The following is a 12,775-nucleotide window of genomic DNA, read 5'->3' as shown; positions in this document are numbered from 1 at the left end:
CAATGGGGCGTCAAAGAGGGCGAGCTTGGGTTGACGTCGTTAACGCGACAGACTCACACCAAATGGGTCATCTGTTCACGAAAATTTTTCGAAAAGCCCCTATGACAACGCCGACCCCGCCCCACACCGAACTTCTCCGACGCGTTTCCGGCGGTGAGCGACGGGCGGCCGACGAGCTGCTGGAGTTGGTCTATGAGGATTTTCGCTCGATGGCGGCAGCCTATTTGCGGCACGAATCCAACGACGTGACGCTGCAGCCGACGGCACTCGTCCACGAAGCGTTTTTGCGGCTGATCGATCAAAAACGGGTCCAATGGCAGGGCCGCACGCATTTTCTGGCGATCGGCGCGAAAGCCATGCGCCGCATCCTCGTCGACAACGCTCGTCGCCGAAATCGCAAGAAACGAGGCGGTTCGGCCACAAGAATTTCTTTCGAGGAGCAGCTGTTTCTTTCGCCCGATCACGATCACGACTTGATCGCCGTGGACCAGCTGTTGGCCGAGCTGCAAGAGATCGATCCGCGACAATCGCAAATCGTCGAGCTGCGGTTCTTTGGCGGAATGACGAGTTCAGAGGTCGCCCAGTACCTGGGCATTTCCAAATCGACGGTCGATCGCGAGTGGCGCGTCGTCCGCGCCTGGCTTCGTCAGCAACTCAACGAGGACGACAAGGCGTGACGCCGAACCAATACGGTCGAGTCAAAGAACTGTTTCTCCGAGTGGTCGACCTGGACCGCGGCGAACGTGAACGCGTCTTGGAAAACGCCTGCGCCGACGATCCCGAACTCCGCGCAGCGGTTGATTCGTTGCTTGAGCACGACGATTCGCGGACCATCATTCGATCCGCCGAAACCACCGTCGCAGATTTTTCCCCCACAGTGCTGACCGCCCCAAGGAGGAATTTGTTTGGCGCCGGCGTCGAGCATTGGTGGCAGTTCACGCATGGTCTCGGCCGGCAAGGTCAGTTGGCCCTCGGCGGACTGATTTCCTGTTTGCTGCTCGCGCTGATCGGCTTTCTCGTCCAACGGTACATCGGACAGTTGCGGAAGGAGGTCCGCCGCGAAACCCTGAATGAAATCGTCGACAGCAACGTCCTTGCACTGAAAATGTGGCTGGATCACGAAGTCGAAAAAGCTGAATCCTGGGCCCGCAGCAACCGCCTTCGCCAGTCCGTTGGCGAACTGATCCGCATCACAGACGATGCGGACGATCTTTCCCAAACCCCTCTCGCTGCGCCGATCCATTTCAAAATCCGCAGCGAAATCACGGCCTTGGCCGGACGTGAGGAACACTTCGCCATTTGGGATCGGCGTTACCGACTGATCGCCGATTCCATCTCAGGGGGCGACCGCATCGGTCACAACGCAACGCCGTGGGGATCCAGCATTCTTGCTTCCGTGTTCGAAGGACGCTCGGAGCTTTTTCCACTGGAGAAGGATCGTTCGATCACCCCGCTGGACGAGAGCACCGCCGTCATTCCACATCTCGCGATCGTGACGCCACTTCGCAACGCCGACGGCCGAGTCATTGCCGCGCTGCAGATTCACGACTCCACAAGCCGGGAGAAAGCGATGCGAATCACGCAAGCGTTCCGACTGGGCGAATCGGGTGAAACCTACGTCTTCGACCGCGACGGACAAGTGCTGTCCGCCAGTCGATTCGATCGACAACTCGAGCAAGCCGGGTTGATCCCAACCACAGCGGACACAAGTGTTCGACACATCTACCTACACGACCCCGGCGGAGACACCACGGCTGGCTATCAGTTCGAAGGCCCCGCTGCGGCGCTTCCACTGACAAAGATGGCTCGCATGTGTCTCTCCGGTAACGACGGCAGTGACGTCGACGGGTATCGTGACTTTCGCGGCGTCACGGTCGTCGGCGCTTGGCGCTGGCTCGATGATCTCCAGGTCGGCGTTGCGACCGAGTTTGATGCCGATGAAGTCGATCCGTCAGCAGGCGTCACACGGGTCTTTGCCTTGGCGGTGATGGTCCAATCCGGACTCTGCTTGTGCATCGCAATCGGATCGTACTATTCCATCAATCGCCTCCGCCATCGCTTCGGCGAAGACCAAAAACTGGGACAATACCGATTGGAAAAACAGATCGGTGAGGGAGGGATGGGAAAGGTCTTCAAAGCGCAGCACGAGCTGCTGAAACGCCCCACAGCCATCAAGTTGCTCAAACCCCAATTCAGCGACTCCGACAGCATTGCCAGATTTCAGCGTGAAGCACGATCGGCGAGCCAACTGGAGCACTTCAACACCGTCCGCGTTCTAGACTATGGCGTTTCCGAGGAACGGATCTTTTATCTGGTGATGGAATACATCGACGGTCTAACGCTCTCCCATCTCGTCGAGCTTGAAACCGTGATCGAGCCGTCCCGCGCTGTCTTTCTGCTGCGGCAGGTGCTCTATTCGCTTCGCGAAGCCCACAATGCCGGACTCGTGCATCGGGATCTGAAACCGGGCAACGTGATGATTTGTATTCGCGGGGGGACTTCCGATGTCGTGAAGGTGCTCGACTTCGGTCTTGCGAAACCGATCCACACCACCACATCACAATTGATCACAGAAAGCCATTTGGTGGCGGGAACACCGCAGTATCTGGCGCCTGAGCGGCTTCACGATCAGGGGACCAATGATCCCAGATCCGATCTGTTTTCGTTCGGCGCCGTGGCGTTCTTTCTGTTGACCGGACGCAACGCAGTCGACGGGCAATCCATCGCCGAGATCCTCCACCAGCTTGCCAATGTTCCGCCCTCACGGCCAAGCGAATACACAACCCAATCGATCCCAGCCGCACTCGACGATTTGGTCTTTCGCTGTTTGTCAAAAGACCCGAATGATCGCCCGGAATCGGCCCAACAACTCATCGATCAACTCGACGGTATCACTGACATACCCGTCTGGTCGGAGTCGCAGGCCGACCGGTGGTGGGCCAAGTACCGTCAATTGTAGTCGTGTCGGTCAGCAGGCCTTCGAGCGTTTCGGAGTTCAAATCGACTTGACGCGCCAACCGCAATGCCGGTGAGAAGTGGTTGACCTTGCGGCTCATCCAACCGGCCAGATGATCCGCCACGTCCTCCGCGTCGACATCTTGGATCAAATCATGACGTCCACCGGGCCAACGGACAAACTCCGCCCGCTCGCGCATCCGTAGCGCCAAGTTGCGGCACGCGGCCTGATCGATCAATTCGTCTTCATCCCCCTGCAACACCAACGTCGGTGTCTCGATCGCGGCCGCGTGATCCAACGCGAAACGCCCTTGTGCCAACAACTGGGTCGCCAGGTACAACGAGATCTGACTGTGCTGCAACGGGTCGGTGCGGAAACGCTCTGCCGCGTCGTGGTCACGCGTCAATTGTTCTGCACGGGCCGGTTTGGAAAGCCGGATCCAACGAAACAGTTGCCCCGTGCCCCAAGCGGCGAAGATCTTGGGTCGATCCAGGAAACTCGGCGGCATCAGCATCGGCGCGACCAACACCAATCCCGACAGTTCCGGCGTTTCGACCGCATCAAACTCCGCGCTCCGCAGCGCGTAATTGACCGCCACGTTGCCTCCCATGCTGTGGCCGATCACGACCTGGTGCTGGACGCCAAAGGACTGCCACAGCAACTGACGCGACGACGCGATCAATTGCAACAGCGAATCGTAACTCTTGACGATTCCGCGTCGTCCCGGCGAGCGACCGTGCCCCGGCAGATCGAAAGCGAAAACCGCCCAGCCGCGCCGCAGCATCCGCTTGGCAAAGGACGCGTATCGTCCGCCGTGGTCCCCCAATCCGTGCACCAGGATCATCACGCCGCGCTCCGAGCCGTCGCCGCGATGCCAGAGCCGTGCGTACAAACCGTCCGCGTCGGGGACCGTTAAAGATTGGGCGATCACGATCGTCACCTGATTGATTTTGGCGGGGGGGTGTTGCGAAATGGCCAGATCTGGCACGAAATTCGCGTCCTGCTGAATTCCGTAAGGGACTTTTGTCAGGATGGCACTCCGACGGACCGGATTGAAACAGGTTCATCCGGAACACCGTCGTCCAATTTTTCCGCCCTTTTTAGGCGATCGAGATGCTGCTTCGACTTCTTCTGCTGTTCATCACCGTCCCGCTGGTGGAGCTGTACCTGCTGTTGCAGCTGGCCGATGTCACGGGCGCCGGCCCGACATTCTTGCTGGTCATCGTTACCGGCATTATCGGCTCTTGGCTGGCCAAACGTGAGGGCCTGATCGCGTGGCAAAAGTTTCAATTGGCGTTGGCCGAAGGCCGGATGCCCAGCCGCGAGATTCAAGACGGACTGATGATCGTGTTTTCCGCCGCACTGCTGCTGACGCCCGGCTTGCTGACCGATATCGTCGGCTTCGCGATGCTGGTCCCGGTCGGACGCAATCTGATTCGCAAGTTCGTGCTTTCCCGCATGTTCCGCGGCTTCGGGTCGGTGCAGGTCCACACCACCACAAGCTTTGAACGCACACCTCTGCACCCCTTCGATGACAGCAAAACCATCGAAGGCAGAGCCACCCGCCGCTAGCAAATGGGATAGGCTTCCAGCCCGTCAGCTGCCTCTATCGGGGACATGCCTCTATCGGGGACAGACCCCGAGCTTCCCGTCATGGGTCAGACCACGGATGGCAAGGCGTCCCCACGGATCCCCGACTGCATCACATCCGTGGGTACGCACTGCCATCCGTGGGTTTCTTCTACCTCGATCAAAACCCCCCGGGGGAAGAGGTTTGCTGCGACCCTAACAAACACCCGGGGTCTGTCCCCGGCTGAATGTGCTATCAAACACCTGGGGTCTGTCCCCGAAACACCAATGAACAATCAAACACCGTGGGGTCTGTCCCCAAACACCCTCCGTCATGGGTCAGACCACGGATGGCAAGGCGTCCCCGCGGATCCCCGACTGCATCACATCCGTGGGTACGCACTGCCATCCGTGGGTTTCTTCTACCTCGATCAAAAACCCCCGGGGGAAGAGGTTTGCTGCGACCCTAACAAACACCCGGGGTCTGTCCCCGGCTGGACGGGGACGTGTTCCGATGATCACGGGATAAGCCCTTGCGTCGCAAGCACGATCAACAACGCAGCCAAACCGATGGCACCAAGATTGACAATGGTTGCAAACCTCTTGCGTCTCACCCAGTAGAGAATCGACGAGCACAGCCAACAACAGCCGAGCAAACCGAATATCGCTGAGGCGGTTGCGCCCTTGGTGAGTTCAGCGTTCCAAGATCCGTGTCGATCCGCAATTTCCATTGTCTCGACCAAGATCAGTACTGCGGTGGCAATGCACGCGGTTGCAAACGTGGCCGTGATGAGCAACAGCCAGACCGACCGGGTGCCACGGATCGGACCAGTTTCATCGGCGTGACACGTTGGTTCGTATGGATTCAAGCTCACAACGGTATGTTCAATGCCATGAGAGGATTCACGGCAATCGGAAGCATGATCACCAAAAATGCGATGAGGATTCGGTGCATGGCCCAGGATCCGGCCATCAAGCAACGTTCATCATAGGCGTGGATGTCGGATCTGTGGATGCGGAACCAATCGGCGAAGGTCATCGCTCACTTGGTCGCCGCGATTGTATCACCCAGGAATAGCCAGAGTGGATAAGCGCTTTCTCGAAAACGGCCCCATCGGAGTCTGTCCCCAAGTGAACAATCAAACACCGTGGGGTCTGTCCCCAAACACCCTCCGTCATGGGTCAGACCACGGATGGCAAGGCGTCCCCACGGATCCCCGACTGCATCACATCCGTGGGTACGCACTGCCATCCGTGGGTTTCTTCTCCATAACACCCCGGGGTCTGTCCCCGGTTGAACACCAAGTGAACAATCAAACACCCCGGGGTCTGTCCCCGGTTGAACAATAAAAGCCTGCGGGGTCTGTCCCCGGGTCGACAAAGAAACATTGCGGGGTCTGTCCCCAAACACCCCGGGGTCTGTCCCCGAGTGGACGAAAGCTACCCGGGGTCTGTCCCCGCGAAAGCTACCGTCCCCGCGAAAGCTACCTGGTGAACAATCAAACACCCGGGGTCTGTCCCCAAACACCCGGGGTCTGTCCCCGTGTGGACAAATGTTTTGGTGTGCGGACGATTAGGGTTTGTCGGTCAGGTCTTCGACGTAGCTTTCTTCCAAGGTTGACGCGTCGACCGCGGGCGGCGACGGCGGGGTCAAATCCATGGTCGGATCATTCCCGTACGGGTCGTTCGGCGGATCTGTGTGCGGCGGGGCATCGGGCAGATCGTCAAATCCGAACGGTTCGGCGATCGGCTCTTCCGCCGAGGCCGGCATGACGGGTGTCAAGTCGATGATCTTGGTCCGCAGGGCCCCGGAATCCGCCTCGGTTTTACGGTCGACCATCGCCTCCAGATCCGGTGTGCCCGGGCCGCGATCCAACACATCGTTTTGCGAAAGCGCCAGCTGCGTGTCCGCCCAGCGTCGCCAATCGGGGCGTGTTTCGATCAGCGCCAAATCCTGGAGCTGCTGAACCAGCACGTCATCGTGCTCGCCCAGCCGGACCCGCAACCGGACCAAATTGCCGAGATAAAGCGGATTGGCGCGATCCATCGCGTTGGCGGTGTAGTAGAGCTCGATCGCTTCACCGGTGCGTCCGGCCGCTTCGAGCGCCAAAGCCAAATTGTAGACCACCGCCGGATCGCCGGGCAAATAGTCTCGCGCCTGCTCAAACGCCATCACGGCCTGATACAAGTTGCCTTGCTCGTAATGCATCAGCCCCAGGTTGTTGTGCGCCGGACCATACGTCTCATCCGCCTCCACCGCTTCGCGAAATTGTTTCGCCGCCTTGTCGAGATGCTGCTTCTGCAGAGATCGGATGCCCGCGTACGTCAAACGATTGGCACGCTCGGTGTCCCGTTTGGTCTGAACCTTGACCACCGATCGATTCTTACTTTGCAGAGACGAGCATCCGACGGGCAGCAGACAGACGAAGAACATGGCGACGCAACCACATCGCGTCATCCTCAGCGCAGCAGACACCGGACCTAGCCGCGATCGATCACTACGAACTCCATTTCGATGCATTCCAATTCCACCAACGCACGTTCACGTGTCGCTTTTCGGTGAAAAGATGATCTGGGTCAAGGTCAGCTGAGAATTCCAGGTTTCGCGCGAGCCGGATTGTCGGGGATCAAACAGCTGCAAATCCCTCACCAAGCTGCCGGTCGATTCATCCTTGAGCGCGTCACAAAAGGCGACGATCTGGGGAACCGTGGCCGCGTTGAGTTTGATTTCGACCCGCCGGAGCTTGAAATCGGTCTGCCCGATCCGCTGCGGCTGGTTGGGCGTTTGGTTTGACAGCAAATCGGAGGACAGATTGGCTTGCTGCAGCGCCGCGTTGATGCGATCCAGGATTTGGTTGGGTTCTTCCAACTCCAGCGCCGCGACACGGGGCGCGTCGGCGACCCGTTCGATCTCGTCCAGCTTTTGTCGCAGCTCGCGCAAATCTTGGCGATCCAACTGCAACCGACTCGCCGCCGACCACGTGTTCAACACGCTCGACGCCGCGTACAGCCCCAGCAGCACAATGGCTGCGCCGACCAGCATTCGTTTCGTCGTTGCGTTCATGAATCGACACCTTCCTCTACCCGATTGGCGGGCGCGTTCCAAACGGCCGAGAGGGTCGATTGGTAGGTCGGTATCGGCTCGTCCTTGCTGGGATCGATCTGCTCGGCGGCCGGTGGCGTGACGTCGAACCCGATCGTTTCGAGCGACTTGGCGATGGTCCCGATTTGGACGGCGTCGACCGCGCGAACGGTGACGGAGCAGACGCCATCGACGATCTTCAAATCCATCAACCGCAGCCGCACGCCGCCGACACGTTGCGCGTGTTCCAGACCGCGGTACAGATCCCTCAGCACACGCGTGGCGGGAACCGGCAAGCGGATCGCATCGCCGCGACCGCGGGAGCCGAGCGTCTTGCTGTGTTCGCCCCGGACGGTTCGCATCAGCATCACGGGAACGCGCCGCCCCGGATAAGCTTCGGCAAACACGGCGCGTTGTTGTCGCCGAACCGTCTCGGATTCAGCGGCCAACCGGTTGCCGCGATACCCGGCTGCGATCGCGAGGATCAAACAGCAACACGTTGCCGCCCAGGCGAGCTTGCGCAAGGGACCGGCAACGGCGAACAACGGATCGCTCGGTGCCAAGTCACCGCGTCGCAAATCCGGCCAACGCCCCCAGCGCCCTCCCAAGGCAAGTCCGGCACCCTCGGCGGCAAGCCGCAGGGCCGCTCGATCACACCATTGGACTCGGCCACGCAATGGAAACGGCAATTCGCTTCGGCCGACAATGACGGTCCTTTCCGAGGCGTCGACTCGATCCGCGACGGTGGCTTGATGCCGACGCAGTTCATCATCGCCGTCATGGAACTGCCGCCACCGATAAACCCCGCCGCCGTCGACCGACAACGATTCAGCCGACAACGATTCAGCCGATGTCGCGGCGAAGATCAACAAGGTGAACGGTGACTTTTCGGCATCGCTGCGCCAGAAGGCTCTGGCGATCAGAAACGCCACCGGCAAAATCGAAACGACTTCGATCCCCGCCGCTTGCAGGGCATCGACCGTCGCTTGATGCCGACGGGTTTCGATCGCCACCGCCGCGATTTGCCTGGACGCGGCACGAACAAAATAGTCCGCGACCATCGATTCGGCGTCGAGCGGAAAATGGCGTTCCAGTTCGAACGTGACGGCGCTACGGTCTTTGGGGTCGATCGAATCGGGCAATTCATCACAGACGAAAAAGCACTCGTTGCCGGGCATACCGAGCACGCAGCGTTTCTCGGCTCCCTTGACCGAATCACATAGTTGGGCAAACCGCTCGGCGACAACGTCCGGCGGTGTTTCGGCGGCGAGTTGGGTTTGTTCAACGCCGACTTGAAGGAACCATCCCGATTCGGTGCGCACCACCAATCCACCGCCATCGATGCAGAACCGATCGGTCATCGGGACGGTCTCCGGTTCGGCCGATCGGGCCTGCCGCCGCCGCTGGACTGAAAGGATGATTTCAATCGCAGGGTCGACTCCGTGCCGCGAACCTCCAGCGTGACCTTTTCTGAATCGATCTTTCGCACCAACACGCCTGGCGGCGACAGTTCAACGACTTCGCCCGCAGCACGGATGTCGGTCTTGCCGGACGCATCGGTCAAAATCGCAACGCTCTGATCGGAGTCGATGATCGTTCCCGAGAGCGTCCAATCCAAACGCGCGGCTTTGACCGCCGGCGGATTGCGAACGACCACCGGTTTGGGATCCGGTTTGGGTTGGGGTTTCGGCGGAGGTGGCTTGGGGGGATCGTAGAGCGGCTGTTGCAGTTTCAAAGCCAAGTCGACCCGCGCTGCCTGTTGGACGGTCGCGGGTTGCGGTGGGTCAACCGGCAGGTTGATGCCGCGCTTCGATCCGCGTGTGCTGTCGGATTGCCGCGCGGGTGGATCGATGCCGGCGAGCGACCAGACGACACCCGCCGCTGCAACGGCCAAGAAGCCTGCAGTCGACGCGGTGATCAATCGTCGTTGTGCGGTCAAATCCATCCGTCAGCAATCTCTCTCATTGAACTGCGACGTCTCTCAAAATGAAAAGCGTTCGTTGATCGCCAGACCGTCGTCGGTCGTTCGCATCACCGAAAAGGTCCGCATGCTTCCACGGGCAACCGCAGACGCATCGATCCAAAGCGAAAAGTGCGTGCTGGTCTCGGACAACATTCTAAGCAGCCGAAGCCGTTCGGTTTCAGTTTTCGCTTCTTGCTGGACCAAAATCGCCAGCGACGTCACGGGATTGTCTTTATATCGGCTGGCCAGCCGGCGGGCTCCAGCATCGGATAACACGCAACCCGCGGCCGCTCGGATCGATGTCTCCGAGGCTCGGCGTAGATTCAGCCCGCCGCCGCCCCAACACGTGATTTCACCGCTCACCGACGGCAGCGCGGCGTCGGATCCCAGACTCGCCGAAAGCCTGGACAGGTCAAACACCTCACCCCAGCTTCGAAAGGCTCGCGGGATTTCCGTCATCGTCTGATCCGATTCGTCGTCGGATCCGCCTTCGGCCGCCGATTCCATCAACGCAGCGGTCATCGGGCGGGTGGCGGGCAACAGACGCACCGCCCGAGCGGCGACCGGCCCGAGCACCTCGCCGAGCGTCGTCTCGGTCCGCCGCCGGCCGGTCATGTGGTACACCTGGTTCAAATTCAACTTGGCGTCTTCATCGGCCAAGACGACGTCAAAGGTCACGCCGCCGATCGTCACCGCACCGCGAATCTGTCTGGGAAACGGGCTCGCCGTCCCCGTCGATTTTTGGATCGCATCGGCCTGTTCTTCCCGTTGATCAAAGACCCTGCCGGCTTGCGGCAACAGGACGCGTTCAATCGACTCGGCACCAAGCCGCTGTTGCAAACGAACCTGCGCGTCGGCCGCGGCGAGCGCACGGCGCAGGCTGAGCTTGGACAGCGTCGCCAGCACGGTGACCATCAACACCAGTACGGCCAGCACCGCCAGCAACACGTATCCCGAGCGTCGACGTTCAGTCCGCATGATGATCGATCACCTCGTCAAACAAGACTCGACCTTGCGCGTCTCGCCCGGCGATGCGAAAGCGACTGGGCATCGGCAGCAGCCCACCGGTCATGTCGGGAATGGGGGCTTCGGCATCGAACTCGTCATACGTTTCGAATTCGAACGCACCGAAATCAACCCAGCACACGTCGCGTTGGCGGCCGATGTGGCGAATCAGTAAACGTCTTGATCCGATCATCGCCCGTTCGTAGCGGACCGTGCCGGGCACCTGCTGTGGCGAGACGTATCCTGACAAAATTAATGTGTCGGCGCCGGCGGCGATGCCTCGCGCGTTGATCAAATCGTTGCGCAAACGATCGGCCAGGAGTCCGGCGGCGACATAATCGAATTGCTCGCGATGCAATTGAGTGGACTGCGTCGAGACCGAGGCCACGATGCCCAACAAGCCGACCATCATCAACGCCGCCAGCACCAGCGCGACGATCATCTCGATCAACGTGAATGCATCGGCGGCGGAGCGATGTACGACGTCCTTTCTAGGTCGTCGTCGGGCGTCCAGCGGACGACGGCCCGGAAGGGCCATCGCACTCGAAAAACCGGTCGTCCTAAGCTGGACGGTTCCTAAAGCCTGCACACCAACCCGTATTCCCACGCCATCCGGCAGGCATTCCTTTAACGATCTTTGTTGACGCCGCATCCTCATGGAACGCCCGCCGGTTTGACCAGATCGACCGAGACCAATGACGTCGATGCGGCATCGATTTCCATGATTTCAAAACGCACGACCTGCATCTCAACTGTGGCCAAGGAAGTGCTACCGATCAGCGACGTCTGCCAAACCCAATCACGCTTGCCGGCCACCGCGCCCCGCGTGCCGATCGGCAAACCGCCTTGCTGTGCCGAAAGTTCGTGCACCAATCGATCGGCGACTCGGGTGGCTTCCAGTCGCTTCTCGGCCATCGACAGTTGTTTGCGGTGCCGCGAGAACGCGAGCATTGACCCGACCAGCACCGACCCCATCAGCGCCAACGCGACAATGACTTCCAACAGCGTGAATGCAGGTCGCCGGTTCATCGCATCCCCAGCGCCAAATCAACCGCCATGTCATTGAAGTCCTCCACGACTTGTCCGCTTCCCCCGACCAAGAAAACCCAGCGCCGCGTTTCAGCGGTGGTCAAACGCAGCGCGTAGCTGGGCGACGATCCGTCACGGTTTGCGATCACTTGCGATCCTTGTCGAGACGCCGAGACGGGGCCGAAGCGAATCGCATCGATGGAAACTTGACGCGGCAACGTAAACATTCTCGATTGATCACCCGAGGGATCAACGGTCAGTCGTCCACGTCCACGGTCGATGACTCCGGCGACTTGTCGGCGCTGGTCGCGTGCCGAGCGCCGCAGCGCGGTATCAAATTGCTCGACGACTTCGACGGCACGCCCCAAACGTTGTCGAGCGATCACACCGCGGACCGACAGCGTCGCCAGCGAAGCAAGCACCGCCATCAGCACCAAGACGACGATGAGTTCGATCAAGGAGAAGCCACGGTTTGCGCTTCTCAGTTCTGGCTCCCCTCGCCCCGCTTCGGCATTGATATCTACACAACACACCATGGCTCCCTTCTCCCCCGGCTTTGCGGGGGAGAAGGGCTGGGGATGAGGGGGCCAGCGGTCTGACCCAGCCCCTGAAAGAAGTCCGCTGATATTCGCACGCGCCGCGCCACCAGCGGCAAATCGCTGCGATCCATTCTGGATCCGACACGGCATATGATCGCTCATTCTTCCAACATCGTGCTGGAGAAATCGGCGTCCTCTCCGTCGCCTCCCTCACGTCCATCGGCGCCCAAGCTGACCACTTCGACGCCTTCTTCGCCGACGAAGTAAAGATACGGGTTCTTCCAAGGATCGACGGGCATCTTGGTCAAGAAACCTTCGGGCCAGGTCTCGGTCTCTTCTTTTAAAATCTCCAGTCCTTCGTCTTCGGTCGGATAACGTCCCTGATCAATGCGAAACGTTTCCAGCGCGTTGATGATCGTCGCGATCTCTGCTTTGACCGCGTTCTTGCGCGAGTTGATCAAATAGCCACGCGTGCGAACGGCGACCAGTCCGGCCAACATGCCCAGGATCACCATCACCACGATCAACTCGACGAGTGAGAATCCGCGTCGTTTCATGTTGCCGGAAATCACCCTCCCAGGGGGAGGGTTGCTCTTTAGGTTGATGCGAAAAGGCTGATGTAATGAACTCGT

The 12,775-nt window shown here is 59.9% G+C and carries 14 protein-coding genes; 3 read left to right on the top strand and 11 right to left on the bottom strand.

What is annotated here, in order from left to right:
- Window positions 1–101: 101 nt before the first annotated feature.
- On the top strand, window positions 102–677 hold the full coding sequence (locus Enr13x_RS00600) for an ECF-type sigma factor (protein WP_145384161.1): 576 nt from the start codon (window positions 102–104) through the stop codon (window positions 675–677).
- Window positions 674–2,959, top strand: coding sequence for a serine/threonine-protein kinase (locus Enr13x_RS00595; protein WP_145384160.1), 2,286 nt, complete (start codon window positions 674–676; stop codon window positions 2,957–2,959). Before Enr13x_RS00600 ends, Enr13x_RS00595 begins: the two co-directional genes overlap by 4 nt.
- Here Enr13x_RS00595 and Enr13x_RS00590 read toward each other — a convergent pair.
- On the bottom strand, window positions 2,892–3,944 hold the full coding sequence (locus Enr13x_RS00590) for an alpha/beta hydrolase (RefSeq protein ID WP_145384159.1): 1,053 nt from the start codon (window positions 3,942–3,944) through the stop codon (window positions 2,892–2,894). The genes Enr13x_RS00595 and Enr13x_RS00590 overlap by 68 nt on opposite strands.
- Before the next feature lie 125 nt (window positions 3,945–4,069).
- Between Enr13x_RS00590 and Enr13x_RS00585 the strand changes: the two genes are divergently transcribed.
- Window positions 4,070–4,528 carry an FxsA family protein gene (locus Enr13x_RS00585; RefSeq protein ID WP_145384158.1) on the top strand — a complete coding sequence of 153 codons (459 nt, stop codon included), beginning with the start codon at window positions 4,070–4,072 and terminating at the stop codon, window positions 4,526–4,528.
- Window positions 4,529–5,043: 515 nt separating this feature from the next.
- Here Enr13x_RS00585 and Enr13x_RS00580 read toward each other — a convergent pair.
- The 10 genes from Enr13x_RS00580 to gspG all read right to left on the bottom strand — a co-directional run bounded on the left by Enr13x_RS00580 (window position 5,044) and on the right by gspG (window position 12,700).
- Window positions 5,044–5,505, bottom strand: coding sequence for a hypothetical protein (locus Enr13x_RS00580; RefSeq protein ID WP_145384157.1), 462 nt, complete (start codon window positions 5,503–5,505; stop codon window positions 5,044–5,046).
- A 593-nt stretch (window positions 5,506–6,098) separates the two neighbouring features.
- Window positions 6,099–6,959 carry a tetratricopeptide repeat protein gene (locus Enr13x_RS00575; protein WP_197455678.1) on the bottom strand — a complete coding sequence of 287 codons (861 nt, stop codon included), beginning with the start codon at window positions 6,957–6,959 and terminating at the stop codon, window positions 6,099–6,101.
- A 108-nt stretch (window positions 6,960–7,067) separates the two neighbouring features.
- Window positions 7,068–7,589 (bottom strand): hypothetical protein, encoded by a 522-nt coding sequence (locus Enr13x_RS00570; protein WP_145384155.1) that lies wholly within the window; start codon window positions 7,587–7,589, stop codon window positions 7,068–7,070.
- Window positions 7,586–8,968 carry a hypothetical protein gene (locus Enr13x_RS00565; RefSeq protein ID WP_145384154.1) on the bottom strand — a complete coding sequence of 461 codons (1,383 nt, stop codon included), beginning with the start codon at window positions 8,966–8,968 and terminating at the stop codon, window positions 7,586–7,588. The genes Enr13x_RS00570 and Enr13x_RS00565 overlap by 4 nt, the downstream gene beginning before the upstream one ends.
- Entirely contained in the window at window positions 8,965–9,552 is a 588-nt protein-coding gene (locus tag Enr13x_RS00560; RefSeq protein WP_145384153.1) for a hypothetical protein, read from the bottom strand. The genes Enr13x_RS00565 and Enr13x_RS00560 overlap by 4 nt, the downstream gene beginning before the upstream one ends.
- Before the next feature lie 36 nt (window positions 9,553–9,588).
- A complete protein-coding gene (locus Enr13x_RS00555; protein ID WP_145384152.1) occupies window positions 9,589–10,548 on the bottom strand; it encodes a hypothetical protein in 960 nt (319 codons plus the stop codon).
- Window positions 10,538–11,113: a type II secretion system protein gene (locus Enr13x_RS00550; protein ID WP_197455677.1), complete on the bottom strand. Its 576-nt coding sequence runs from the start codon at window positions 11,111–11,113 to the stop codon at window positions 10,538–10,540. Before Enr13x_RS00550 ends, Enr13x_RS00555 begins: the two co-directional genes overlap by 11 nt.
- A 116-nt stretch (window positions 11,114–11,229) precedes the next feature.
- The gene (locus tag Enr13x_RS00545) at window positions 11,230–11,604 is read right to left on the bottom strand and encodes a type II secretion system protein (protein WP_145384150.1); all 375 of its coding nucleotides are present in this window, start codon (window positions 11,602–11,604) and stop codon (window positions 11,230–11,232) included.
- Window positions 11,601–12,140: a type II secretion system protein gene (locus Enr13x_RS00540; protein WP_261344165.1), complete on the bottom strand. Its 540-nt coding sequence runs from the start codon at window positions 12,138–12,140 to the stop codon at window positions 11,601–11,603. Before Enr13x_RS00540 ends, Enr13x_RS00545 begins: the two co-directional genes overlap by 4 nt.
- 161 nt (window positions 12,141–12,301) lie before the next feature.
- Window positions 12,302–12,700, bottom strand: a complete 399-nt coding sequence (gene gspG / locus Enr13x_RS00535; RefSeq protein WP_145384148.1) for a type II secretion system major pseudopilin GspG — start codon at window positions 12,698–12,700, stop codon at window positions 12,302–12,304.
- Window positions 12,701–12,775: the final 75 nt, after the last annotated feature.

The organism is Stieleria neptunia (assembly GCF_007754155.1).
In the GTDB taxonomy this organism is placed as follows: Bacteria; Planctomycetota; Planctomycetia; order Pirellulales; family Pirellulaceae; genus Stieleria; species Stieleria neptunia.
The sequence above is the reverse complement of the archived record's forward strand: the minus strand, read 5'-3'. Positions and strand labels throughout refer to the sequence as shown.

Bases quoted from the DNA above. Each gene is read 5' to 3' on its own strand.
- Enr13x_RS00600 (WP_145384161.1), top strand. From the start codon at position 102: ATGACAACGCCGACCCCGCCCCACACCGAACTTCTCCGACGCGTTTCC.
- Enr13x_RS00585 (WP_145384158.1), top strand. From the start codon at position 4,070: ATGCTGCTTCGACTTCTTCTGCTGTTCATCACCGTCCCGCTGGTGGAG.
- Enr13x_RS00575 (WP_197455678.1), bottom strand. From the start codon at position 6,959: ATGTTCTTCGTCTGTCTGCTGCCCGTCGGATGCTCGTCTCTGCAAAGT.
- Enr13x_RS00570 (WP_145384155.1), bottom strand. From the start codon at position 7,589: ATGAACGCAACGACGAAACGAATGCTGGTCGGCGCAGCCATTGTGCTG.
- Enr13x_RS00565 (WP_145384154.1), bottom strand. From the start codon at position 8,968: ATGACCGATCGGTTCTGCATCGATGGCGGTGGATTGGTGGTGCGCACC.
- Enr13x_RS00560 (WP_145384153.1), bottom strand. From the start codon at position 9,552: ATGGATTTGACCGCACAACGACGATTGATCACCGCGTCGACTGCAGGC.
- Enr13x_RS00555 (WP_145384152.1), bottom strand. From the start codon at position 10,548: ATGCGGACTGAACGTCGACGCTCGGGATACGTGTTGCTGGCGGTGCTG.
- Enr13x_RS00550 (WP_197455677.1), bottom strand. From the start codon at position 11,113: ATGGCCCTTCCGGGCCGTCGTCCGCTGGACGCCCGACGACGACCTAGA.
- Enr13x_RS00545 (WP_145384150.1), bottom strand. From the start codon at position 11,604: ATGAACCGGCGACCTGCATTCACGCTGTTGGAAGTCATTGTCGCGTTG.
- Enr13x_RS00540 (WP_261344165.1), bottom strand. From the start codon at position 12,140: ATGGTGTGTTGTGTAGATATCAATGCCGAAGCGGGGCGAGGGGAGCCA.
- gspG (WP_145384148.1), bottom strand. From the start codon at position 12,700: ATGAAACGACGCGGATTCTCACTCGTCGAGTTGATCGTGGTGATGGTG.